This window comes from Niveispirillum sp. CC-CTL257 (assembly GCF_059489915.1).
In genome coordinates, this window is the sequence record NZ_JCAJXE010000004.1 from 757,776 (window position 1) to 783,164 (window position 25,389).

The following is a 25,389-nucleotide window of genomic DNA, read 5'->3' on the forward strand; positions in this document are numbered from 1 at the left end:
GCAAGCCGGATCAGAAGCTGGTGCGGATGCCGGCGAAACCGGTCAGATAGAGGCCGGGGCGGCCCGGTTGCCCCGTGAAGCTCGCCACTTGGGTATAGAAGCGCAGCACGCGCCGCCAGCGGGGGCCGGTGGTTCGCCAGGGTTGATATGTGGCCTCCACCCAGGGGTTCAGGCCGCTGAAACTGTCGGCGGCGGGACCGTCGCCCTTGCGCGTCCAATAGGCCATGGCGACGAAATCAATGACCAGACGCCCGTCATCCAGGCGCAGCTTCTGTTCCGCCGCGACATGCAGGCTGTCATAGGCACGGGTGAAGCCATTGAAAAAGCGCACCCCCTCATAGCCCGCGAAGAAGCGCAGGTCGTCGGAGGCGTAATGGATGAAGTCGTGGTAGAGCGCCGCGGCCGGATGCCCATCCTCGATGCGGAAGCCGTAATCGGTGTAGGCGGCGATGTCGTCATTGAGGCGGTAGAAGGTGCCGGCGGTGAGGTTGATGACGCGGCCCGCCGCCTCGTCCGGTTTGGATCGGTCCAGCGAATGGAAGACGCCCAGATGCAGGCGGCCCAGGTCGGGGACATGCTGGCTGTAGACGGCGCCGCAGACGGGGAAGGCGGTGAGGACGATGCCGGGGCGATAGAGATCGGGGCCGCAGCGCGCGTCGGTGGTCTGCGCGGCGGCGGGGAGGGGGAGGAGGAGGGGCAGAAGCAGGAGGAGAAGGGGGCGCAAGGGATGGTCCTTGGGGGGGGCGGATCATGGGATATTCGCATGGGTGGGGGGAAGGTTACGCCCGTGGAAGGCGGGCTTGCTATGAGCTGGATTTCTTACGATATGACAGAATTCCGTCTCGCCAAATAAGGTAAACGTTATCTCCCCACAGAATCCACACCTCTTTGAATTTCTCCCTGGCTGATATAGTGTATTTCCAAAATGACCGCTCATGTTCCAGAAGTAGGTTATCGCTAATGAGTAGTTTGCCAATATTCAGGTATATTATTAAATTATATTTTTCTTTATATTTTTTATTTGATTTTTTGCTGGCTGCCATCGTTACCGCTTGTGCAATGGATTTTTCAGCGATATCGGCTTCTTCGGGGGTGTATTCTGAGATGTCATTAAGTGCATCGCCTGCTGCCTTGTATTCGTCACCCCGGCGACGGTCAGGTAAATCTGCTTCTACCGCTTCGAAACGCTCGGTCTCGCCATTGGCGAGCAGCCTTGCTTCAAAGTCTGGAGGATCAGTATCAGCCAAGCGGACCATTTCGTAGCCAGCAATCATGCCGAATTTTGATGCAATATAGGCTTCTCGCAGGAACTGAAGTCCAGTTTTAGTAAAGAAATATTTGGGCCCCATATTTTTAGAGCTTTTGATGAATATATCGTACATGCGATGGGGGTTCATCCAATCTTGTAAAGTATTTTTCAATCCCTTTCTATCGAGATTCGCTGAATCGATCATTCTACAGTCCTCGGTTTGGTTCAATCCGATGCGGCGTGCCATTCCGATCAAGCGTAACAGCCCGTTACAAATCCCTACCATCCCGTAACCAACCCCGACAGACAGGTTACATGTCCCCGCCTATGGTGATGCCATGGGCGGGGCGGTTCTGGTCGGGCCGTGGCCGCTGTTTTCCCGCATACCTTTCCCCCGGGGGCGGTCATGGATGTCATTAAACTGGGTTTGCGCAATCCGGCGGCACTTGCCGTTTCGGTTCTGCTGGTGGTGGGTCTGGGTATCTGGTCGGCCCTGACCCTGCCGGTGCAGCTGTTCCCCGAGGTCAAGCAGCCGACGCTGGGCATTGAGGCGTCCTGGCGTGCGGCTTCACCGCAGGAGGTGGAGAGCGAGATCCTGGAGCCCATCGAGGATGTGATGAAGGGCCTGCCCGGCGTCACGGAGATGCAGGGCTTTGCCAATCCCGGTGGGGCGTTTGTCAGCCTGGAGTTTGATGCCAAGACCGACATGCAGCAGACCATGCTGGATGTCATCAGCCGGCTGAACCGCATCCCGTCGCGGCCCGCCGATGCCGATCCGCCGCGCCTGATCATGGGTGGGGGCGATAATGCCAATGAGACCCTGATCTATTATTTCGTGCAGAAGATGCCGGGCACGCCGGGCGTTCTGACCGACCATTACCATTACATCATCGAGGATGTGATCCCCCGGATTGAGGCGATCCAGGGCGTGGCGCGCGTGGATTTCGGCGGGCAGGCCGAAGCACCGCAGCAGGAAGTGCAGATCATCTTCGACCCGTTCAAGATGGCGCAATATGACATCACCATCCCGACCGTGTCGGGTCTGGTGGGCCGGGCGCAGGATGTGACGGGCGGGTTTGTCGATGATGGGCGGCGCATCTACACCGTCCGCTACAAGGGCCGGTTCAAGCCGGAACAGTTCAGCGATCTGGTGCTGGAATGGCGCGATGGCCGCCCGGTGAAGCTGGGTGATGTGGCTGAGGTCAAGGTGCAGCTGGGCCGGCAGTGGCAGTACGCGTTCCAGAATGGCAACGAGGCCATCGGCCTGCGCGTCATCCGCCGCGAGGGGGCGAATGTCCTGGCCACCCTGACCGAGGTCAAGGAACTGATGGCCGAGATGCGTGACGGGGAGATGAAGGCCAAGGGTCTGACCAATAATCAGAGCTTTGACCCGTCGGTCTATATTGAGAGCGCCATCGGCCTGCTGACCGGCAATCTTCTGTCGGGCATTCTGCTGGCGGTGGGCGCGCTGTGGCTGTTCCTGCGGCGCACGCAGCTGACGCTGCTGGTCGCCATGACCATTCCCATCTCGCTGCTGTCGCTGTTTGCCGTGCTTTCCATCACGGGGCGGTCGATCAATGTCATCTCGCTGGCCGGTCTGGCCTTTGCGGTGGGCATGGTGATCGACAGCGCCATTGTCGTGCTGGAAAACATCGTGCGCATGCGTGACCGGGGCATGGGCAATGACGAGGCCAGCCATGAGGGCACGCGGCGCGTCATCAAGGCCCTGTTCGCGTCCACGGCCACGACGGTCATCACCTTTGTCCCTATCGTGTTCATGCGGGAGGTGGAGGGGCAGATCTTCGCCGATCTGGCCCTGACCATCGCCGTGGGTGTGACCATCAGCCTGATCGTCTGTGCCACCGTTCTGCCGGTCGCCACAGCCAAGCTGATGAAGGTGACGCCGCGCATGGATGGGGAGGCGCGGTGGGTGGAATGGCTGTCGCTGAAGATCATGGATCTGACGGCCACCAACAAGAAACGCGCCGCCGTGATCGCCGGTCTGGTGACCCTGTCGCTGGGCGGGTCCTACCTGCTGTTCCCGTCCATGTCGTATCTGCCGCCCGTGAAGCGCGACAGCGTCGACGCCTTCCTGAACTTCCCCGTGGGCACGTCGGTCGATCTGTCGCGGGAGGAGGTGGCCAAGGTCATTGTGGACCGGTTCATGCCCTATTACACGGGCGAGAAGCTGCCCAAGGCCAAGAATTTCTATGTCCTGGGCTGGCCCGGCGGCGGGTCCATCGCGGTGCGTCTGGAGGATGACACCAAGCTGGACGAGATGATGGGTATCGTAAAGAACGAGATCCTGGCCGGCTTCCCCGACGTGCAGGGCTTCACCAACCGCGGCAACCTGTTCGGTGGGTTGGGGGCGGAGGGCAATGTCTCCATCCTGCTGCAATCCTCCGACGCTGCGGGCCTGTCGGAGGCGGCGTCCAAGGGTTTGGCGTTGCTGCGCGAGAAGCTGCCGGATGTGCAGTCCTGGTCCAACCCCAACCCGGAAATGGCGCAGCCGCAGCTGACCGTCATCCCCAATGACCGCCGCATTTCGGAGGTGGGCTGGACCCGTGTGCAGGTGGGCCAGGCGGTCCGCGCCCTGGGCGATGGGTTGTGGCTGGGTGAGCATTTTGACGGGCAGAACCGGCTGGACATCATCCTGCGGTCGCCGGCCTGGACCGGGCCGGAGGAGCTGGAGCAGGTGCCGGTGGCGACCCCGTCGGGCACCGTGGTGCCGCTGGGCCAGCTGGTGTCGGTCACCCGCGAGGTGGGGCCGTCCAGCATCACCCGTGTCGATGGACGGCGCACCATTACCCTGAACCTGCAGCCCGGTGAGAATATCGCGCTGGAGGATGTGATGGTCATGCTGCGGCGGGATATCGAACCGCAGCTGCGCGCCTTCCTGCCGGCCGATGGCACCTTGCGCTATGGCGGGTCGGCCGACCGGCTGGATGCCACCGTCCTGGCCATGGGCAAGAATTTCGTCATCGCGCTGGGCCTGCTGTTCCTGCTGATGGCGCTGACCTTCAAGTCGGTGAAGGACAGCGCCATGGTGATGATCTCCATCCCGCTGGCCACGGTGGGCGGGCTGGCGCTGCTGGATGTGACCAATCTGTTCACGTTCCAGCCGCTGGACCTCTTGACCATGATCGGCTTCATCATCCTGCTGGGCATTGTGGTGAACAATGCCATCCTGCTGGTCGATGAAACGCGCCTGTGCGAGGGCGAGGGCAAGGGGCGGGCCGAGGCGGTGCATCAGGCGCTGCGGTCGCGCATCCAGCCGATCTTCATGGGCACCCTGACCACGGTGGCCGGCATGGCCCCGATGATCGTAGTGCCGGGCGAGGGCAGCGTGATCTATCGCGGCATTGCGGCGGTGATCACCGGCGGGCTGGCCGTGTCGACCGTGTTCACCTTGCTGCTGCTGCCGGCGCTGCTGCGCATGGGTGAAAAGGACCGCCGCGCCGTGGAGGAGCCGGAACCCGATTATGGGCAGAAGGTGACGCGGTTGGCGGCGGAGTAGCGCGGATTAGCGAAGCGTAATCCGCGGGGCCACGGTGACGGCGTTCCGCGGATTACGGCTCCGCCTAATCCGCGCTACATAATCACTACGGTCTGTTCTCCACCTTTACACACCCGTTACAGTTCGAAACCCGCAGGTAACGGGGTTTTGATTACAAGGGTGCAATATTCTCCCATCGAAGGGACCCCGGATCATGAACGCTTTCCATCGCCCGCTTGCCGCCCTGTTGCTGCTGTCTGCCATGGCCCTGCCGGCAAGCGCACAGCAGGCACCGCCGCAGCCCGCCGCCAAGGTGAAGGTGGAGACGGCCAGCCTGCGCCAGATGGCACCGGTGCTGCAGGTGCCGGGCAGTGTGATGTCGCGCCAGGATGCCGATGTGGCGGCGGAAGTGTCGGGGCGGGTCACCTGGGTGGCGGAGGCCGGCACGAAGCTGGCGGCGGGGGAGGCCCTGGCGCGGGTCGATGACCGGCTGCTGCGCCTGGAGCTTCGCCAATATGAGGCGCAGATCAAGAGCCTGCAAAGCCAGCTGTCGTTCCAGGAGCGCGAGTTGGAGCGGCAGCGGCAGTTGGCCGAGCGGGGCACGGCGACCCTCGTCAAGCTGGAGGAGGCCAATAGCCGCCGTGATGTGCTGGCCCAGGATCTGGTCCGTGCCCAGGCCAGCCGCGACCGCACGCAGCTTGAGATCGAACGCACGGTCGTGAAGGCACCGTTCGCGGGCCAAGTGGCCGAACGCATGCTGGAGGTCGGTGAATATTCCGCGCCGGGCGTGAAGGTGGCGCGGTTGGTGGCCGTCGATCAGGTGGAGGTGCGGGCACAAGCGCCGGTTTCCATCGCCCGGCATCTGAGCGAAGGGATCAGCGTTTCCCTGGATGTCGAGGGCCAGCCGGCGCAGGGCAAGGTGACGCGCATCATCGGAATTGGCGAGGCGCAGTCGCGCACGTTCGAGGTGCGGGTGGCCCTGCCGCGCGGGGAGGCGAACTGGATCGTCGGGTCGGCGGTCAAGGTCGGCCTGCCCTCGGCCACCGCCGAACAGGTGGTGGCGGTGCATCGCGACGCCCTGGTCCTGCGCGGCGACGGCACCTGGCTGTTCAAGGTCAATGCCCAGAACAAGGCCGAGCGCGTGGCCGTGAAAACCGGCACCAGCATCGGCGACTGGGTGCAGGTGACGGGCGATATCCGCGAGGGCGACCGCACCATCGTGCGCGGAGCCGAACGGCTGCGTGATGGGCAGGAGGTCGAGCTGGACCCTAAGGTGAGCTGAATGGTGATGTAAGCGGTCCCTCAAGCGCCGGGCGGCGGCATCCGCCGCCTTGGCTTACGCGCCCATCAGGGGTGCTCGCGCTCAACGCGCCAACCAGACTGCCGTGAGCTATGCTCACCGCAGTCTGGTATTGTTTCCTCCTCGACGCCGAAGTGCTGGCGGTACGTCAACAGCGTCTTGATCTTTATGGGCTTTCCCTGGCACCCTCTCCCGTGCGTGCGAGGGGGGATTGCATGAGCGACGGGATTGAATCTGTGGGCGCCATGGCCACGGCTGGCCTGGCGGCGGCGGCCATTGAGGGCGAAAGCGGCAGGCATGGACACGGGGCGCATGGGGTCTGCGCCAATTGCGGCACCACACTGACCGGCAATTTCTGTCATGCCTGCGGACAGGCGGGGCATCTCCACCGCTCCATGTTGCATATCGTGGAAGAATTCTTCCACGGCATCCTGCATTTCGACAGCAAGGCTTGGCGCACCCTGCCGCTGCTGGCGTTTCGGCCCGGCAAGCTGACCTATGATTATATCCATGGCCACCGGGCGCGCTATGTCACGCCCATGGCCATGTTCCTGTTCTCCGTCTTTGTCATGTTCATGAGCTTCTCCCTGCTGGGTATCAGCACGAATGTGCCGGTGGCCCTGCCGGTGCAGGAACAGCAGGAGGCACTGACCCATGCCCGCGAGGGGCTGGAGGAAGCGCGCGCCGATCTGGCCGAGGCGGAAACGGAACTGGCCCAGGCCCTGGCCGCCGGGGAGGACACCAAGGCCGAGACCAAGCAGCGTGACCGGGCGCAGCGGCGGCTGGATACGGCCGTGAAATCGGTGGCGGCCATGGATGCCGCCCTGGCGGCCGCCGGTGTCGCCATCGTGCCGCCTACCCCGCCCAAGCCGGGGGAAAAGCCCGCCATGCCGGACCTGCCCAAGGTGGTTACCAACGGCCCGACGGCGACGGACAGCCCCGCCGGGGGGCAGAAGGCAACATCGGGTGAGGATATCAACATCAATATCGGCAACCCCAAGGCCCCGGCTGCCACCCGCAACCTCGCGGATCTACTGGCCGTTAATCTTGGTGACGACCTGAATATCAATATCGGGGACCCGGAACTTGAGGCCAAGATCAAGAAGAAGCTGAAGAACCCCGAATTGCTGCTCTATAAGATGCAGAATACGGCCTATAAATTCTCCTGGCTTCTGATCCCCATCTCCCTGCCGTTCCTGTGGCTTTTGTTCTTCTGGAAGCGTGGCGTGGCCATGTATGACCATGCCATTTTCTCGCTCTATTCCCTGTCCTTCATGTCACTGCTGTTCATCGTCATATCGCTGGCGATCAAGTTCCTGCCCGAACAGGACGGGCTGATCGCCGCGCTGATCCTGCTGGCCCCGCCGCTTCACATGTTCTTTCAGCTGCGGGGCACCTATAGCCTGTCCAATTTCGGGGCGCTGTGGCGCACCTGGGCGCTGCTGTTCATCACGCTGATGACCAGCATCCTGTTCGTGGTGTTCATCGTGTCGATGGGGGTGGCGGGGTAGGGGCGGGCAGGGGTGTGACGTCACACAGGCCTGTCACACAGGCTGAGGACCGACAAACCCGATCAGGCCTTGAGCATGTAGTCCAGCCATTGCTGGCGATCTATCTCAATCAGTACTGCCGATTTCTGTACATCGGTGACAAGGCCGAGTTTTTCCGCATAATTGAGGGCATCCAGTTGGGCGGGGATCAGGGTGGTCACCAACTTGGCCAAGAGGCTGACATCGACCTTCGCGCTCTTGAGGCTGCTCAGAAGGCTACCCAAGGCGTTCTGTTGATCGATCGCAGCCATGATGAAGGCCTTATAGAACTCCTTTTTCTTCATGTGTTCGGCAATTCCGCTTCGATAACTCACGATGTAGGCCTGACTGCCAGTGGTGGAAACACCACCTCCCATGCCGCTCTGCCCCTGGCGGTGGACGATCCATGGCATGCTGACAGCAGGCATGTTGTCTTCGGAGATGCCGCTATAATATGTTCCAGCATAGGTGCTTTTTGGCGGCGTGTGGTCTGATTCACGCACGCCTTGGCAACTGATATCTTTGGTTGATTTATAAGAACCCCCGACGAATCCATTGTCGTCGCGGCTGGCGCACCACTTGTCGAGCCTTGCTTCCTCTTTGTCCATCTTCTGAATGATGCGGGGCCCTGGCTGCCGATGCACAGCGGGGATGTGCGAGGCCGGTAATGGCTTCAATTGCAGGGCGGAAGCAGTGCTGGGATGGCCCGCGACAGGCGGGGGCGGCATATACGCCCCCGCCTTTAATTGCATGACCGGCGCATGGATGATCCCTGGACGGCCAGCGATGGGAGGGGGTGGTACAGCGGATCTAGCCACCGCCTGCCCTGGCTTCAGCTGCACAAGGGCAGGTGGCTGCGGCATGGTAGGCTGGCTTGCCGTCTTTTTTGCCGTTGCGAGAGGAGGGGGGAAGTAGCGTTTAACCATCGGGGGCGGATTCCAATAGTAGCCACCTGAAGCAGACCGCGCTTACGCCCCAACGTCAAGGGCCTGTATGCCCCCTCTACCTTCCCACCCGCCGCACATGCGCCGCCAGGCCCAGGAAGGCCGGATAAGGGTGGGTCACCACGTAGGTGGGGATGGGGCCGAGGAAGGCGCGCATGCGGCCCTTTTCCACGAAGCGCTTGCGGAAGCGGCTGTGCTGGAACCAGCCCATGAAGCGGGGGATGATGCCGCCCGCGATGAAGACGCCGCCACGCGACCCCAGCGAAAGGGCCAGATTGCCGGCGACGGCACCCAGCATGGCGCAGAACATGTCCAAGGCCTCCACGCACACGGCGTCGCGCTTGCCCACGGCGCGGTCCGAGATTTCGGCGGCGGTCAGCTTTTCCGGCTCGACCCCGTCCAGGAAGCAGAGGGTTTCGTACAGGTTCACGAGGCCGGGGCCGCAGACGAGCCGTTCGGCGGAGACATGTTCAAACTGTTTACGCAGTTGCGCCAGGACGGCACTTTCGCGGTCGGTGATGGGGGCCATGGTGACATGCCCGCCCTCCGTCGCCAGCGCCGTGAAATGGCCGGCGCTGTCGGGCACCAGGGCGGAGACGCCAAGGCCGGAGCCGGGGCCAAGCACCGCGATGGGGGAGCCGGCCACCGGGTCGCCATCGCCCACCTGCACGTAATCATCGGGCGTCAGTTCGGGAATGCCCAGAGCCACGGCGGTGAAATCATTGATCAGGTCCAGCCGCGCGAAGCCCAGATCATGGGCCACGGCCTTGATCGAGAATTCCCAGGCCAGATTGGTCATGCGAATCAGGTCGCCCGTGACAGGGGAGGCGACCGCGAAGGTGGCGGCATGCACCTTGCCCACCAGATCCTGCATCTTCAGATAGGTCAAAGCCGCATCCTGCAGCGTGGGGTAATCCGCGCAGCGCAGCACCTGTTCATTATAGGGCGCGCCGGTCGGCCCGACCAGGGCGAAGCGGGCGTTGGTGCCACCGATATCGGCGATCAGGAAGGGGGCGGTACCGTCGGTCATGCGTGTCGTTCCAGGCAGGCGGAGAGGCGGTTTGAAGAATGGGTCAGGCACTGCGCACAGGGCGCAGGGCGGCACCGGGCTGGCCGGGGGCCGGGCCGGTGGACCCGCGGATGATGAGGGAGTGATCCAGCTGCCGGTGCGGCATGGGGTTTTCCCACACGCCCGCATCCTTACGCTTGATCAGTTCCAGAAGAATGTCGGCAGCGGCTTCGGCCATCTGGATCACCGGCTGGCGGATGGTCACCAGCTGCGGCCAGACCATGGTGGCGATGGGCATATCGTCGAACCCGACGACCGACAGCTGTTCCGGCACGGTGATGCCCATGCCATGCGCCACGGCAAGCGTGGCGGCGGCCATTTCGTCGTTGGAGGCCAGGATGGCGGTGGGCCGGTCGGCCCGTTCCAGCAGCCGCGTGGCGGCGGGCAGGGCTGAGGCGTAATTGAACTCCCCCACCTCGATCAGGTCGGGCATGGGGGCGAGACCGTGATCGGCCAACGCCTCGCAGAAGCCGGCATAGCGCAGGCGGGTGGCGGCATGCTGTGCCTTGCCCTTGATGAAGCCGATGCGCGTATGGCCCAGGCGGATCAGATGTTCCGTCAGGTCGCGCGTCGCCTTCCATTCATCAATACGGACGATGGGCGAGGTGTCGATATCGCGGTCGGGCGCGATGCGGACATAGGGCACGCCGGCGCGTTGCAGCACGCCCAGCACGATGGGATTGTCGGTCACGGGCGGGGTCAGCACCACGCCGGCCATACGCACCTGATTGACAAGGGCGGCGGCGCGCTGTTCTACATCCGGGGCGTTATAGGCGATTTCCTCGATCAGCAGGTGATAGCCCGCGGCACGGCAGCGGTTCAGCATGCCCAGCTGTATGTCGTGCGTATACTGGCCGCCGGTATCGCCATAGAAATGGCCGATCAGGAAGGAGCGTTCGCCGGCCAGGGAGCGGGCGGACAAGGAAGGCTGATAGCCCAATTCCGTGATGGCCGCCTGCACCCGCTGACGCACCACGTCGCGGACATTCGGCTCCTTGTTCATGACGCGGCTGACGGTCTTGATCGACACCTCGGCCAGGGCCGCCACGTCGTTGATCGTCGGCTTGCGATGCGGCTGCGCCATTTTTAGAGAATCTCCCGGTTTGACCGGTGCAATTGTCTGCTTATTCGGTTGCCGGGTCCACTGTCAAAAGCCGCAAAGGTGGCGGGGTTGTAAGACCCCGCCACCAGAGGACAATGCGGATCCGGGTCAGCGGATGCGGCCGTAGCCGTTTTCCAGCGTACCGTTGCTGCATTTCAGGCCGAAGGCCACGATCACCAGATAGCAGACAACCGGCACAATCATCGACAGATGCAGGTTGGTGGCATCCGCGAACAGGCCCGTCAGCACCGGCACCACGGCCCCGCCGACGATGGACAGGCAGAGCAGGCCGGACGCCGCCGGTGTCTGATCATCCATGTCCTTCACCGACAGTGAGAAGATGGTGGGGAACATGATGGAGTTGAACAGGCCGATGGCGATGGCGCTGTAGGCCGAAACCGGACCCGTGGTGAAGCCGGAGATGGCGGCCAGCACCGTCGTCATGATGGCGCAGAAGGCCAGCACCTTGGACGGCGCGATCTTCGACATGGCGGCAGACCCGATGAAGCGACCGACCATGGCCCCGCCCCAGTAGAAGGCGAGATACTTGGTCGCCTGTTCTTCGGTCAGGCCCAGGGTGCTTTCCAGACCCAGGTAATTGATCATCAGCGAACCGATGGCAACCTCGGCACCGACATAGACGAAGATGCACAGCGCGCCGAAGGCCAGACGCGGATTTTCCTTCAAGGACGGCATGTGCCAGTGGGCGGTTTCACGGCGCACCACCGTTTCCTTACCCCGCAGCGCCCAGAACAAGGCCGCCACCGCGAACATCATGCCGGCCAGCACGATGCAGGGCGTTTCCAGAACGCGCAGCATGGTGGTGGCGGAACCCTCGCCGGCGGGCACAACCTCCGTCACCGCGTCGAAGATGATGGCGCCGGCCAGCAGCGGGCCGATGAAGGTGGCAACCGAATTGAAGGCCTGCGCCAGGGTCAGACGCTGCGGTGCGGTTTCCGGTGAGCCCAGACCCGAGGTCAGCGGGTTCATCACCACCTGGATCATCGTCACGCCCGTGGCGATGATGAACAGGGCCAGCAGGAACACCCAGTACTGCGCAATCTCGATGGCGGGCACGAACAGCAGGATGCCCAGGCCCACGGTGACGAAGCCGACAATGGCACCACGCAGATAGCCCAGACGGTCAAGCACACGGCTGGCCGGCAGGGAGATCAGGAAATAGGCCAGGAAGTAGCAGAACTGCGTCAGCATCGCCTCGGCATAGCCCAGGCTGAAGGCCGCCTTGAACTTCGCCACCAGCGGATCGACCAGAACGGTCACGAAACCCACGACGAAGAACAGCATATAGGTGAAAGGCAGCATCGAACGGGCCACCGGGAACGTGCCGTCCCCCCCGGATGCTGACATAGGACCGGACTGCGCCAAGGCGACCTCCCATCGTTTTGATTTTGTCCCGACATGTCGCAGAAATTGACAACGCTGTCGACACCGATTTGCATGAACGGTTTGTTTTCTGCTGAATCCCGTAATGATGCAACAGGAAAAGGGGGTGGATCGGGTAATTTCGTAAACGGCCCTTGGCAGAACGGGTCCGAGCATGTTCAGTGATGGGTAACAAGAAGCACCGGGGACAGGTGGAAACCACCGCCACCGGGGCGTCCCTGGGAGGACAAGCCGTTGGAGAGTAAGGCTGGCACATTGAGCCTGGGCCGGAAATTCGGCTATGGGCTGGGGGATTTCGGGTTGAACCTGCATTGGCAGGGAATGGGCCTGTTCCTCACCTTTTTCCAGACAGAGATCATGGGCCTGTCCCCCGTCTGGGCGGGCGTCACCTTCTTTGCGGCGGCCCTGTGGGATGGGATTACCGACCCGATCATGGGGGTGATCGCCGACCGCACGCGCGGCCGCTGGGGCAGCCACCGGCCCTATCTGCTGTTCGGGGCGGTGCCGTTGGCGGCCAGTCTGGCCCTGGCCTTCACGGCTCCTGGCTTCACGGGGCCGGCGGCGGTGATGTATGGGCTGGCCACGCATATGCTGCTGCGCACCACCTACACGGTGGTGGCCATCCCCTATTCCAGCCTGTCGGCGCGCATGACCAGTAACGCCGATGAGCGCACATCCCTGACCGGATGGCGCATGCAGTTCGCGTTCCTGGGCGGGGCGGCGGTATCCTGGATGATGCCGGTCCTGGCCCGGCAATTTGCCGGTCTGGACGGTGCCCAGGGCTATGCCGTGGCGGCCGCCATCATTGGCGGCGTATCGGTCGTAGCCTTCATCCTGTGCTTCCTGATCGTGCGCGAACAGCCCGTGGTGGCGGCGCGCATGGCGCGGCAAGAACGATTCTGGGACGATCTGAAGGGCTTCATCGCTCTGGTCCGGCGCGGCGGGCCGACGGTGCAGCTTTATCTCTGCATCCTGATTTCCCAGATCATGGTGCCGTTGCAGGCCCGTAACTATTTGTATTTCTTCAAATATGGCATCGGGGATATGAGCCGCGCCGACCAGGCCATGGCCCTGTTCGGGGCCATCAATGTGCTGTCCGTGCCGCTTTGGGTGTGGTTGATCCGGCGGACGGAGAAATTGACGGGCTTCATGGTGGGGGGCGGGTTGTTCGCCGTCGGCTCCCTTGGATTCGCGCTGATGCCGGAATGGAGCTATTGGGGCGGGTTCATCCCGCTGGCCGTCGCCTGTGCCGGTCATACGGCCTATGCGGTGTGCATCTGGGCCATGCTGCCCGACACCGTGGACTGGAGCGAATGGCGGTTCCGACGGCGCGACGAGGGCAAGATTTTCGGGCTGGCCGCCTTTCTGCAAAAGGCCGCCCTGGGCCTGTCGGGCCTGCTGATGGCCGCAGTTTTCCACGGGTTTGACGTGACCAAGGGGCAGGGGGAGGCATCCGAGATGGGCCTGCGCATGGTCATGGGCCTGATCCCGCTGGCCGGCATCCTGGCCGCCATGTTCATCATGCGCGATTACCGCCTGGACCTGCGCCGCCACGCCGCCATTGTGCAGAGGCTGGGTAACCGGTGACAATTGCCAGCGTTGTCAGGTGATTTGGCCAATGAGTGGACATCCATGACAAAGGCATGGTCAGGGATGGGGCGAACCCTCTGCCTTTTGATAGAATTTATATGAGTGGATTCTCATAAAATTAAAATAGCAATCCTGCCTGTATTCGGCGGAGAAGTACCACCGGCATGGGTGGGGGTGATGTATAGATGATAGCGCTCACATTTTTCGTTGATCGCTATCCAAACCGGCGCTTTACTGTTCCCCACCAAGAACCCGGATAACGGGATAAGGGAGGAAGCATGTGCAGGATGCGTTGGGTCCTGCCGGTGGTGGCGTTTGCCCTGCTGGCGGGTGGTGGGATTGCTTCGCCCAATGTGGCGATGGCGGATGAGGCGGCGCTGGCCGCGTTGCAGGCGCAATTGCCCGGCAAATTGATGAATGATCCGACGGTGCTGGACTGGACCGTCTATGGCCAGGGGCAGAAGAACAAGCGGGTGAAGACGCCGGGCATTGGCGGCGGGGCCGCGATGCAGGTGACATCACCGTCGGCATCGGACGCCGCACATAGTATCGGCGTGAATGTACCGCTGAAGGCCGGGTTCATGCCGGGTCAGGCCATCACGGTTGCCTTCTGGGCGCGCACCGTTTCTGCGGACACGCCGGACGGCAATGGCAAGCTGGGATTGCGGTTGCAGCTGAACGAGGCCCCCTATAGCGGGTTCGGGGATACGATGCTGGCCATCGGGCCTGAGTGGAAAATGTATGAGGTGAAAGCCCAGGCCAGCATCAGCGTTGATCCCGGCAAGGCCGTTCTGGGCTTTCAGGTGGCCGCCACCAAACAGGTGGTGGAGATCGGGCAGGTCTTTGTTCTGGATATGGGCGTGAAAGCCGTGGCAGCGGCCCCGGCGGGCGGCGGGGCAACCGCGATACGCATGCCGGTGCCCACGGGCCTTCCGGGCAAGCTGCTGAATGACGCGGCCAGCATCGACTGGCCTGTCTATGGTACCAACCAGAGCCATGCCAAGGTGGAAACCCCCGATGCCGGCGGCGGCTATGCCATGCGGGTCAGCAGCCCGGCGGCAGATGAGAAGCCCTATAATATAGGGGTGTCGGTGCCGCTGGTGGCGGCCATCGCACCCGACCGCAACATCACGGTGGCCTTCTGGGGGCGTACCGTTTCGGCGGAGACGCCGGACGGCAAGGGGCGGATCGGCCTGCGGATGCAGGAGAATGCCGCCCCCTATGCCGGGTTCGGCGACAGCATGCTGTCGGTTGGAACCGATTGGAAACTGCATCAGGTGAAGATGCGGTCCAGCATGACCCTTGATGCGGGCAAGGGCGTCCTGGGCTTTCAGATCGCCGGGGCCAAGCAGGTGGTGGAGATCGGGCAGGTCTATGTGCTGGACATGACCAAGTGAACGCAGCGGGCGGGCAGCCGATGGCTGTTTGCCCGCATACGTATTTCACCCGGCTTCGCAGCGCACAACATACGTATTCAGCCGACAAAATCAGCGGGGATGCCCGATCTATTCTCCTCAAGCGCCACGGCCATGAAGCCGGGTGAAATCGGTTGGATTGGGGAGAGACATGACCAGGACCTTGCGCAGCGCCGCCGCCGTGACCGCCATTGGCACCCTTGCCGCCCTGTTGATGAGTGGGACGGCCCTGGCCGCGACCGCACCGGGCGCACCGGGGGCCAAGCCCACCTTTTCCTATTCCGGCAAGGACGGGATCGGCACCTCTTATGAGGCCTATGTCAATGGCCGCTATCAGGATGGCGGCGTGACCGGTCCGGTCTCCAAGGTCTGGTTTTCGCTGGCCCATGGCGTCATCACCGAGACCATGCAGGGCATGATCCATGAGGCGCAGCTGCGCGAGCTGCAATTTGCCGTGAAGGGCGATGGTTTCGTCCATACCGAATATGACGACATGGAAACCCATGTCGATTACCTGCATAAGGACGCGGCCGGGCGGCCCTTGTCGCTGGCCTACCGGATCGTCAACCGCGACCGTCAGGGCCGGTATGAGATCGAAAAGCATGTCTTTACCGATCCCGACCGCGACACATTGTTCGTGCGGACCATTTTCCGCGCCCTGAAGGCGGGGATCACGCCCGTCCTGCTGGCCGATCCGCAGATGGCGGGCACGGGCGGCAATGACAAGGCCGACACGGTCGGCGGCACGCTGAACGCCGTGGAGGGCACGCACGCGCTGGTCATCAAGGCGGACAAGCCGTTTGTGAAGGCCAGCGTCGGCTTTGTCGGCACGTCGGACGGGGTGAGTCAGCTGCGCAAGGACGGGGCGCTGAACGTCTATGATACGACGGGGGCCAAGGCCGGCAATGTCGCGCTGGCGGGTGAGCTGCCGACGCTGTCCGCCGGGCAGGAGGCCACCTATGATGTGGTCGTGGCCTTCGGGGCCGACCGCGCCGCCGCCAATGCCGTGGCCGATGCCAGCCTGAAGGCAGGCTATGCCGCGACCCTGGCCAAGTTCAACGGCCAGGGCGAGGCCGTGGGCTGGGAAGATTATGTCAATGGGCTGACCCCGCTGAAAGATTTGGCGGCCATGGCCACCGATGGCGGCAGTCTGGCCTTTGTGTCTGCCATGGTGTTGAAGGCGCAGGAGGATAAGAGCTTTGCCGGTGCCCTGATCGCGTCGCTGTCGGCACCGTGGGGCGATACGGTATCGACCGAGAAGCTGGCGACCGGATACAAGGCCGTTTGGCCGCGCGATTTCTATCAATGCGCCATGGCGCTGCTGGCGCTGGGCGACACGCAGACGCCGCTGGCCGCCTTCAACTATCTGAAGACGGTGCAGGTGTCGGCCCAGACCAAGGGCAATAAGGGCGCCAATGGCTGGTTCCTGCAAAAGACCCATGTCGATGGCACCATCGAATGGGTGGGCGTGCAGCTGGACCAGACGGCCATGCCCATCATGCTGGGCTGGAAGCTGTGGCAGGCGGGTGTGGTGGACGAGGCCACCCTGAAGGCCATGTACCCGACCATGTTGAAGCCGGCGGCGGATTTCCTGGTCAAGGGCGGCAAGATCGGGCTGGACTGGAACAAAGCCACCATCACCCCGCCCAACAGCCAACAGGAACGCTGGGAAGAGCAGCCGGGCCATTCGCCCTCCACCACCGCCGCCATCGTGGCGGGGTTGATCAGTGCGGCGGAGATCGCCGACAAGCTGGGCCAGGATGACGACGCCAGGACCTACCGCGCCACCGCCGACGCCATCAATGGCGCCATCGAGGCGCGGATGTTCACGACGCAGGGCACCTATGGCAATGGTCGCTACTTCCTGCGCGTCAACCAGAACGACAATCCCAATGACAAAGGCCCCGTGAATGCCGCCAACGGGCAGCAGGGCCTGACGGAGAATGTCTATCTGGATGGCGGGTTCCTGGAACTGGTCCGCTATGGCGTGCGGGCACCCAATGCCGACAGCGTCGTGGATAGTCTGGGCGAGTTGGACGACATGTCCATTCCGGACCATTTCCGCGTGAAATATGAGTTCAGGTTCGCGGGCGACCCGGCGACATATCCCGGCTGGCGCCGGTACGGCAATGACGGATATGGCGAGGATATCCGCAATGGCGGCAATTATGGCACCGGGGAGCTGAAAGGCGGCATGGGTGTGGGGCAGCGCGGGCGCGTCTGGCCGATCTTCACGGGCGAGCGCGGCCATTACGAGCTGGCGCGGGCCGGAGCCAAGCCGGGCGGCGTGACGGCGGCGGAGCTGGAAACCATCCGCATGACCTATGTCCGGGGCATGGAGAAGTTCGCCAATGAAGGCATGATGATCCCCGAACAGGTCTGGGACGGGGTCGGCGTCATGCCCAAGGGATACAAGCTGGGCGAAGGCACCAACAGCGCCACGCCGCTGGCCTGGAGCCACGCCGAATATGTCAAGCTGCTGCGGTCGGTGCGCGACCGGCAGGTGTGGGACCTGTATGCGCCCGTCGTGGCGCGGTATGGGAAGTGAGGGTGAAGGTTGGGGCGTCCGATCCGGCGCCCCAACCCCATTGACGGCAATCGTTGCAGGTGAAATGGTCGGGCAACAGAGATCCCAGGGGTGCCCGGTCCCATGAAGCCCAATACCGTCGATCTGTCGCAGGAAGGGGTGCATCAGGCGCCCGACCTGTCCTATGGCGCCTATCTGGGGCTGGAAGAACTGCTGTCCTGTCAGCATGCGCGGTCAGGCGAGCATGATGAGCTGTTGTTCATCATCATCCACCAATCGTCGGAATTGTGGATGAAGCTCTGCCTGCACGAACTGGGGGCGGCCAAACAGCAGATATGCCAGGATGATCTGGGTCCGGCCTTCAAGATGATCGCGCGGGTGGCGCGCATCCAGCAGCAGCTGATCCAGGGCTGGGATGTGCTGTCCACCATGACCCCCGCCGATTACAGCCGCATCCGCCCGCATCTGGGCCAGAGTTCCGGCTTTCAAAGCTATCAGTACCGGCTGCTGGAATTCATGCTGGGCAACAAGAATGCCGGGATGATCACGGTCCATCAGGGGATGCCGGAGGTGCATGCGCGGCTGATGACGGCGCTGAATGAGCGCTCGCTCTATGATGAATGTCTGGCGTTGCTGGCGCGGCGGGGGTTCGACATTCCGGAGACGGCACTGGATCGTGACTGGTCACAGCCCTATCAGGCAGATAAGCGGGTGGAGGCGGCGTGGTCGGTGGTGTACCGCGACCCGCACGCGCATTGGGAACTGTATGAGCTGGCCGAGAAGCTGGTGGACCTGGAATACCGGTTCCAGCAATGGCGGTTCAGCCATATGAAGACCGTGGAACGCATCATCGGGTACAAGATGGGCACGGGCGGGACCGGGGGCGTGTCGTACCTTGTGAAGGCGCTGAACCTGTCTTTTTTCCCGGAGCTGTTGAGCGTGCGGACGGCGATTTAAGGGCGCGCGCGGCGCATCAGGGCCAGATAGATCAGGGCCGAAATGCCCAGGCCCACGAACCACGCGTAATTGTAAAGCTCCACGAGCAGGCCCGGTACACCCGCGAAGGGCGTGGGGAAGGCGGCGTGCAGGAAGCCGGGCAGGTTGGGCAGGACGGCGAGGGTGAAGGCGATCAGGGCGGCTGGGTTCCAGCCGGCGCGGAAACGGTATTCGCCTTGCGCATCGAACAGGGCGGGGACGTTCAGCACCTGCCGGCGGATCAACCAGTAATCGGCCAGCATGATGCCCAGGATCGGCCCCAGCAGCGCGCCATAGCCGATCAGCCAGGTGAAGATATAGCCGTCCGTCGTCTCAATCAGTTTCCAGGGCATCATGGCGATGCCGATGCCCGCGGTGATGTAGCCGCCGGTCGCGAAGCTGACATGGCGGGGGAAGATGGCCGAGAAATCATAGGCCGGGCCGACCGTGTTGGCGGCAAGGTTCACGCACAAGGTATCGATGGTGATGATGATCAGGCCGATGGCGACGGCGACGCCCTCCAGCCGGCCCGCCAGATCAACCGGGTCCCAAACCGCCTCGCCATAAATAATGATGGTGGCCGAGGTGACGGCGACGGAGACGAAGGCCAGCAGGGCCATCGGCAGGGGCAGGCCCAAAGACTGGCCCAGCATCTGATCCTTCTGGCTTTTCGCGAACCGCGTGAAGTCGGGAATATTGATGGCAAGGGTGGACCAGAAACCGACCATGGCCGTGAGGCCGGGCCAGAAGACAGCCCAGAACTGACCTTCCTTGGCGCCACCGGTCACGAATTGTGAAGGGGCGGAGAGGAGGTGGCCGAAGCCATCGGCCTTGTCCCAGGCCCACCAGAGCAGGGCCAGCATGATGACGATCTTCAAGGGGGCCGTGACCGTTTCAATCCAGCGGATGCTGTCCGGCCCGCGTTTGATGAACCAGAGATGCAGGGCCCAGAAGAACAGGAAGCAGGCCAGCTGTCCGGCATCAATGCCCAGCGCTGCAATCTTCTCCCCCGCCAGCGCCCCGCCCGTCATGATATTGGCGATGGCGTAGATGGCGCTACCGCCCACCCAGCATTGAATGCCGAACCAGCCGCAGGCGATGAGAGCGCGCAGGGCGGCGGGCAGTTTATTGCCGCGCGTGCCGAAACTGGACCGCACGATGACGGCGAAGGGCAGGCCGTACTTGGCCCCCGAATGGCCGATCAGGACCATGGGGACCAGCACGATCAGATTGCCGGCCAGGACCGTCAATACCGCCTGTCCTGCCGACATGCCCTGCTGTATCAGGCCCGAGGCCAGCAGGTAGGCGGGAATGCACATCACCATGCCGATCCAGAGCGAGGCATAATGCACCCAGTTCCATGTCCGCCGTTCCGCCGGCACCGGGGCGAGATCGGGGTTCCAGAGACCGGATTGGGTGTTGACCGGATCGGACATGGGCGGGGCCTGTGGGTTGGGGGAGGGGGCGCGGGGATAGGGGATGTCTATTCCACCCCCGCCAGTGCCTCGCGGATCGTCTCCACGATCTGGTCGATCTGGGATTTTTCCACGATGAGCGGTGGAGAGAGGGCGATGATGTCGCCGGTGGTGCGGATCAGGACGCCCTTTTCGAAGCATTTCAGGAAGGTGGTAAAGGCGCGTTTGGTCGGCTGGCCCGGCAACGGGTCCAGTTCGATGGCACCGATCAGGCCCAGATTGCGGATGTCGATAACGTGGCGGGCGTCCTTCAGCGAATGCACGGCATTGGCCCAGTAATCGTTGAGATCCGCCGCACGGGTCAGCAGGCCTTCATCTTTGTAGACCTTCAGGGTTGCCAGACCGGCGGCGGCGGCCAAGGGGTGGCCGGAATAGGTGTAGCCGTGGAACAGCTCAATCATATGCTCCGCCCCCGTCATGAAGGCGTCGTAGATCTTCTTTTGAAAGAAGACGGCCCCCATGGGGACGGTGGCGTTGGTCAGGCCCTTGGCGGCGGTGATGATGTCGGGCACGACGCCGAAATAATCGGTGGCAAAGGGCGTGCCCAGGCGACCGAAGCCGGTAATCACCTCATCAAAAATCAGCAGCAGGCCGTGCTTGTCACAGAGGACGCGCAGCCGTTCCAGATAGCCCTTGGGCGGGACCAGCACGCCGGTGGAGCAGGCAACCGGTTCGACAATGACGGCGGCGATGGTGCTGGCATCATGCAGGGCGACGATGCGTTCCAGCTCATCCGCCAGATGCGCACCCCATTCGGGCTGGCCGACCGAGAAGGCCTGACGTGACCGGTCATGGGTGTGGGGCAGGTGATCGACGCCGGGCAGCATGGTGCCGAACGCCTTGCGGTTGCTGACGATGCCGCCGACGGAGATACCGCCGAAACCCACACCATGATAGCCGCGCTCCCGCCCGATGAAGCGGGTGCGCTGCCCCTCCCCACGCGCGCGGTGATAGGCCAAGGCCACCTTGAGCGCGGTATCCACCGATTCCGAGCCGGAATTGGTGAAGAAGACATGGTCCAGGCCGGGGGGCAGCAGGGCCGTGAGCTGTGACGCGAAGTCGAACGCACCGGGATGGCCCATCTGAAAGGCGGGCGCATAGTCCATTTCGGCGGCCTGTGCCTGAATGGCCTTCACAATCTCTGGCCGGCAATGGCCCGCATTCACGCACCAGAGGCCGGCGGTGCCATCCAGGATGGGGCGGCCATCATCGGTGCGGTAATACATGCCGCTGGCCGAAACCAGCATGCGCGGCGTCTGCTTGAATTGCCGGTTCGCGGTGAACGGCATCCAGAAAGCATCGAGATTGTTGGTGGACGGGTGCGCGGTTCCGGTCACGACACGGTGGCTCCATCTTGTTAGCGATAAGCATAGGATGACATAGAAGTAATTTGCCGTGTGCAGGAAGTTGGCCGATGACAACCGGAAAGGACCCGCAGGCAGCAAGGTCCAGAGGGGTGATCGCGGATCATGGCGGATGTGACGGGTGAGGCGGGGCGGGTGCCGTGGCGCGGCTGGATCAAGAGTGGGCTGACAGGGCTGGTGATCCTGGCCGTCGGTGCCCTGGCCTGGACGGCCTTGTCGCATCTGGCGGCGGAGATTTCGTACCAGGAGGTGGTGGACGCCCTGCGTGCCACGCCGGCATGGGCGTTGGCGGTGGCACTGGCGGCCACAGGCGTCAGTTTCCTGGCCCTGACTTTTTATGACTGGACGGCGCTGCGCTATGTCGGGCGGCGGGTGCCTTATCCGGTGATCGGGCTGACATCATTCTGCGCCTATGCGGTGGGGAACACGGTGGGGTTCGGGCCGCTGACGGCGGGTGCGATCCGGTATCGGTTCTATACGCCGCCCGGGCTGGAACCCGAAGAGGTGGCGCGGATCGTCGGGTTCGTGACGGCCACCTTCGGGTTGGGCGTGGCGGGGGTCACGGCGCTGGGCCTGTTCTTTGCCGGTGACGTCACGGGTATGGGGATGCCCGGCTGGATCGGGCATGGGGTGGGGGCGGTCGGGCTTTGTGCGCTGGCCGCCCTGATTGTGGCGTCGGGGCGGCATCAGGCGGTGAAGATCGGGCGCTGGTCGGTGGAGCCGCCGGCACCCCGCCTGCTGATCATCCAGTTCCTGGCGACCCTGGTCGATATCGCGGCGGCGGGGACAGTGCTGTGGGTGCTGCTGCCGGCCAGTGCCGATATCGATCTGCCCGCCTTCATCGCCATTTATGCGGTCGCCATCGGGCTGGGCGTGTTGAGCCATGTTCCCGCCGGGCTGGGCGTGTTTGAGACGGTGGTGATGGCGGCGGTGGCCGGGCGGGCCGATACCGAACAGGTGCTGGGCGCGCTGTTGCTTTACCGTGTCATCTATCATGTGGTGCCGCTGCTGCTGGCGGGCCTGACCGTGGCCTTGCTGGAGACGCGGCGGGTGGCGGTGCTGCTGGCCGGAAGCCGGGTGGTGCAGGTGGGGACAAGGTTGGCCCCGCCCGTGCTGGGGGCGCTGACCCTGCTGCTGGCCAGCATGCTGGTCTTTTCCGGGGTGACGCCTGCCGATGACGCGCGCCTTGACCTGCTGTCGGGCCTGCTGCCCCTGCCGCTGGTGGAGGGGGCGCATTTCCTGTCATCCGTGCTGGGCCTGATGCTGTTCGTGGTGGCGCGGGGCGTGACCTACCGGCTGGACGGGGCGTGGTGGGCGGCGGTGTCGATCCTGGTGGCTGCCATGGTGCTGGCGCTGGCCAAGGCGTTGGCCGTGACGGAGATGGTGCTGCTGGCCGTGCTGCTGTGTCTGCTGCTGTTGTCGCGGCGAGAGTTCACGCGCAAGGCCTCGCTGCTGCATTCAGCGCTGACGCGGCCCTGGCTGGTGGCGGTCGGCCTGCTGCTGATCGCCGCCCTTTCTGTACTGTTCTTTGTCTATAAGAGTGTCGATTACACCCATGATCTGTGGTGGCAGTTCGAGTTTTCGGGCGAGGCCCCACGCGGATTGCGCGCCTTGCTGGGTGTCGCGTTGCTGGCGGGGCTGGGGGCCGGGTGGGCGCTGCTGCGGCCCGCGGTGATGGCCGACCTGCCGGACCCGGACAAGGACGCGCTGACCAGGGCGCGGGCTGTGGTGGATGCGCAAAGGCGGCCAGGGGCGCAGCTGGCCCTGCTGGGCGATAAGAAGCTGCTATTTTCTGAAAATGGTCAGGCCTTCATCATGTATGCCCGCCAGGGGCGGTCCTGGATCGCCCTGTTCGATCCGGTGGGGCCGGAGGATGAATGGGCGCCCCTGATCTGGCGGTTTGTGGAGATGGCGCGGGCGTCGGGCGGGCGGGCCGTGTTCTATCAGGTGGCCCCGGAAAATCTGGCGCTTTATGCCGATGCGGGGCTGGTCGCCTTCAAGCTGGGCGAGGAGGCGCAGCTTGATCTGCCACGGTTCGACGTGAAAGGATCAAAGCGGGCCAATCTGCGCAATTCCGCCAACCGGTGTGAAAAGGCCGGCGTGCAGTTCGAGATGGTGCCGGCGGAGGGCGTGCCGGCCATCCTGGACGAGCTGCGCGCCGTGTCGGATGATTGGATGGCGGCGCATAATGTGCGGGAGAAGCGGTTCTCCCTGGGTGCCTTCATTCCCGACTATATCGCGCTGCGGCCCGTTGCCGTGCTGCGCCGCGAGGGGCGGGTGGTGGCCTTTGCCAGCCTGATGCTGACCGGGACGGCGGAGGAAGCCAGCATCGACCTGATGCGGTTTTCCAACAAGGCACCGCCCGCCGTCATGGAATATCTGCTGCTGCGCCTGATCCTGATGTTCAAGGAACAGGGGTATCAGCGCTTCAACCTGGGCATGGCGCCGCTGTCGGGCCTGTCGGCCAGTGCCGTGGGCCTGTGGCAGCAGGTGGGCAGGGCGGTCTATGAGCGCGGCGACCGGTTCTATAATTTCAGCGGGTTGCGCACCTTCAAGTCCAAGTTCGCGCCAGAATGGGAGGCGCGCTACATGGCGGTGCCGGGCGGGTTGAACCCGATGCTGGCGCTGGCCGATATCACCGTGCTGATCGCCGGCGGGTTGCGGGGAGTGGTGGGGAAATGAGACTGCGCGGCGTGATCATGGGCCTGCTGGTGGCCGGGCTGGCGGCGCTGACCGTGCCCGCCTGGTGGGTGCATCGCTATGATATCGCCCCGTCCTGGGTACATCTGCCGGTCGATGGGCTGCTGGGCCCTGTCCGGGTGATGCAGACCCTGCGGGAGAAAGACGGGCCGGTGGTCATGCTGCTGTCGGGGCCGGACGGGTGGGACGCGCGCAGCGGACATCTGGCCCGGCGTCTGGTGCATGCGGGCGTGGTCGTCATCGGGCTGGATCTGAAAGAGGTGACGGCGCGGATGGCGGCGGCGGACGGGGAATGCGTGGACCCCAGTTGGGCGTTGCAGGATGTCGCGCACGCCGCACAGCGGGGGCTGGGCCTGAAACGCTATCAGTTGCCGGTGCTGGCCGGGATCGGGGCGGGGGCGGATATGGCGGTCGCCATGGCCGGGACGGGTACGCCCGCCATCCTGGGCGGGGCTGTGGCCGTGGACGAGACCAAGGGACCGCTGCCCAAGCCATTCTGCGCCAACCCGCAAGGGGCACAGGTGCCCGTGGTGCGGCCCAGCGGCGGTGGGCGGCCGGGCGAAAGGCTGGTCGCCGAGATGGCGCGGCGGGTGGACGCACAGGGGGCGGATGAGTTGTCCGACCTGCCGCTGACCGAACTGCCGGCGGAGGTGAAGCACGGGGTGCTGGCCATCGTCTATTCCGGGGATGGCGGCTGGCGCGACCTGGACAAGGATATTGCGGAATATCTGCAAGGCCAGGGCGTGCCGACGGTGGGTGTGGACATGCTGCGCTATTACTGGGCCTGGCGGTCGCCGGAGGATAGTGCCGCCGACCTGTCCCGCCTGATCGCGCATTACCGCAAGGCGTGGGGCGTGGAGAAGGTGGTGCTGATCGGCTATTCGTTTGGGGCCGATGTCATGCCCGCCCTCTATAACCTGCTGCCGCAGGAACAGCGGGACAGCGTGGTGCAGGTCTCGCTGCTGGCCCTGTCGGCCAAGGCCAATTTCGAGGTGACGGTGGGCGAATTTCTGACCGCCAACAGCGAAAGCACGCAGCCGACCAAGCCCGACCTGGACCGGATCGCGCCCGGTAAACTGCAATGTTTCGAGGGGCGTCAGGACCCGGACGGGGTGTGCGACACACTGACCGGCACGGGCGTGGAGGTGGTGGCGACCGAGGGCGGCCATCATTTCGACGGTGATTATGTGGCGCTGGCCGCGCGGATATTGGCGGGGGTGGGGGTGAGGATGGGGCGGTGAGGGGGCGTG

General features: G+C 63.7%; 17 protein-coding genes. 9 read left to right on the forward strand and 8 right to left on the reverse strand.

The window, feature by feature from the left end; all coding sequences use genetic code 11:
- Positions 1–10: 10 nt before the first annotated feature.
- Together ABC729_RS23770 and ABC729_RS23775 are read right to left on the reverse strand one after the other, a co-directional pair.
- Positions 11–724 carry a hypothetical protein gene (locus ABC729_RS23770; protein WP_495610095.1) on the reverse strand — a complete coding sequence of 238 codons (714 nt, stop codon included), beginning with the start codon at positions 722–724 and terminating at the stop codon, positions 11–13.
- A gap of 79 nt (positions 725–803) precedes the next feature.
- Positions 804–1,454, reverse strand: a complete 651-nt coding sequence (locus ABC729_RS23775) for a hypothetical protein (protein WP_495610096.1) — start codon at positions 1,452–1,454, stop codon at positions 804–806.
- A gap of 201 nt (positions 1,455–1,655) precedes the next feature.
- On the opposite strand from ABC729_RS23775, the gene ABC729_RS23780 reads away from it, so the two are divergent.
- From ABC729_RS23780 to ABC729_RS23790, 3 genes are all read left to right on the forward strand, one after another.
- Positions 1,656–4,766, forward strand: a complete 3,111-nt coding sequence (locus ABC729_RS23780) for an efflux RND transporter permease subunit (protein WP_495610097.1) — start codon at positions 1,656–1,658, stop codon at positions 4,764–4,766.
- A 193-nt stretch (positions 4,767–4,959) separates the two neighbouring features.
- Positions 4,960–6,027 carry an efflux RND transporter periplasmic adaptor subunit gene (locus ABC729_RS23785; protein ID WP_495610098.1) on the forward strand — a complete coding sequence of 356 codons (1,068 nt, stop codon included), beginning with the start codon at positions 4,960–4,962 and terminating at the stop codon, positions 6,025–6,027.
- Positions 6,028–6,260: 233 nt separating this feature from the next.
- Positions 6,261–7,556, forward strand: coding sequence for a DUF3667 domain-containing protein (locus ABC729_RS23790; RefSeq protein WP_495610099.1), 1,296 nt, complete (start codon positions 6,261–6,263; stop codon positions 7,554–7,556).
- A 62-nt stretch (positions 7,557–7,618) separates the two neighbouring features.
- On the opposite strand, the gene ABC729_RS23795 is transcribed toward ABC729_RS23790, so the two are convergent.
- From ABC729_RS23795 to ABC729_RS23810, 4 genes are all read right to left on the reverse strand, one after another.
- Complete coding sequence (locus ABC729_RS23795; protein ID WP_495610100.1) at positions 7,619–8,500, reverse strand: hypothetical protein; 882 nt, start codon at positions 8,498–8,500, stop codon at positions 7,619–7,621.
- Positions 8,501–8,576: 76 nt separating this feature from the next.
- Positions 8,577–9,548 carry a glucokinase gene (locus ABC729_RS23800; RefSeq protein ID WP_495610101.1) on the reverse strand — a complete coding sequence of 324 codons (972 nt, stop codon included), beginning with the start codon at positions 9,546–9,548 and terminating at the stop codon, positions 8,577–8,579.
- 43 nt (positions 9,549–9,591) lie between these two features.
- Positions 9,592–10,671 carry a LacI family DNA-binding transcriptional regulator gene (locus ABC729_RS23805; protein ID WP_495610102.1) on the reverse strand — a complete coding sequence of 360 codons (1,080 nt, stop codon included), beginning with the start codon at positions 10,669–10,671 and terminating at the stop codon, positions 9,592–9,594.
- A 126-nt stretch (positions 10,672–10,797) separates the two neighbouring features.
- Complete coding sequence (locus ABC729_RS23810; protein ID WP_495610103.1) at positions 10,798–12,012, reverse strand: sugar MFS transporter; 1,215 nt, start codon at positions 12,010–12,012, stop codon at positions 10,798–10,800.
- A gap of 315 nt (positions 12,013–12,327) precedes the next feature.
- On the opposite strand from ABC729_RS23810, the gene ABC729_RS23815 reads away from it, so the two are divergent.
- The 4 genes from ABC729_RS23815 (at position 12,328) to kynA (ending at position 18,582) form a co-directional block, all read left to right on the forward strand.
- Complete coding sequence (locus tag ABC729_RS23815) at positions 12,328–13,680, forward strand: MFS transporter (protein WP_495610104.1); 1,353 nt, start codon at positions 12,328–12,330, stop codon at positions 13,678–13,680.
- A 290-nt stretch (positions 13,681–13,970) separates the two neighbouring features.
- Positions 13,971–15,080 (forward strand): hypothetical protein, encoded by a 1,110-nt coding sequence (locus tag ABC729_RS23820; RefSeq protein WP_495610105.1) that lies wholly within the window; start codon positions 13,971–13,973, stop codon positions 15,078–15,080.
- Positions 15,081–15,249: 169 nt separating this feature from the next.
- Positions 15,250–17,646, forward strand: a complete 2,397-nt coding sequence (locus ABC729_RS23825; RefSeq protein ID WP_495610106.1) for a glucan 1,4-alpha-glucosidase — start codon at positions 15,250–15,252, stop codon at positions 17,644–17,646.
- A gap of 102 nt (positions 17,647–17,748) precedes the next feature.
- A complete protein-coding gene (kynA, locus tag ABC729_RS23830; RefSeq protein ID WP_495610107.1) occupies positions 17,749–18,582 on the forward strand; it encodes a tryptophan 2,3-dioxygenase in 834 nt (277 codons plus the stop codon).
- Here kynA and ABC729_RS23835 read toward each other — a convergent pair.
- Both ABC729_RS23835 and aptA read right to left on the reverse strand, forming a co-directional pair.
- Positions 18,579–20,036: an NCS1 family nucleobase:cation symporter-1 gene (locus ABC729_RS23835; RefSeq protein WP_495610108.1), complete on the reverse strand. Its 1,458-nt coding sequence runs from the start codon at positions 20,034–20,036 to the stop codon at positions 18,579–18,581. The two genes, kynA and ABC729_RS23835, sit on opposite strands and share 4 nt — an antisense overlap.
- 47 nt (positions 20,037–20,083) lie before the next feature.
- Positions 20,084–21,412 carry an omega-aminotransferase AptA gene (aptA, locus tag ABC729_RS23840; RefSeq protein WP_495610109.1) on the reverse strand — a complete coding sequence of 443 codons (1,329 nt, stop codon included), beginning with the start codon at positions 21,410–21,412 and terminating at the stop codon, positions 20,084–20,086.
- A gap of 132 nt (positions 21,413–21,544) precedes the next feature.
- Here aptA and mprF point away from each other — a divergent pair, with 132 nt between their 5' ends.
- Together mprF and ABC729_RS23850 are read left to right on the forward strand one after the other, a co-directional pair.
- The gene (gene mprF / locus ABC729_RS23845) at positions 21,545–24,121 is read left to right on the forward strand and encodes a bifunctional lysylphosphatidylglycerol flippase/synthetase MprF (protein ID WP_495610110.1); all 2,577 of its coding nucleotides are present in this window, start codon (positions 21,545–21,547) and stop codon (positions 24,119–24,121) included.
- Positions 24,118–25,380 carry a virulence factor family protein gene (locus ABC729_RS23850; RefSeq protein ID WP_495610111.1) on the forward strand — a complete coding sequence of 421 codons (1,263 nt, stop codon included), beginning with the start codon at positions 24,118–24,120 and terminating at the stop codon, positions 25,378–25,380. The genes mprF and ABC729_RS23850 overlap by 4 nt, the downstream gene beginning before the upstream one ends.
- Positions 25,381–25,389: the final 9 nt, after the last annotated feature.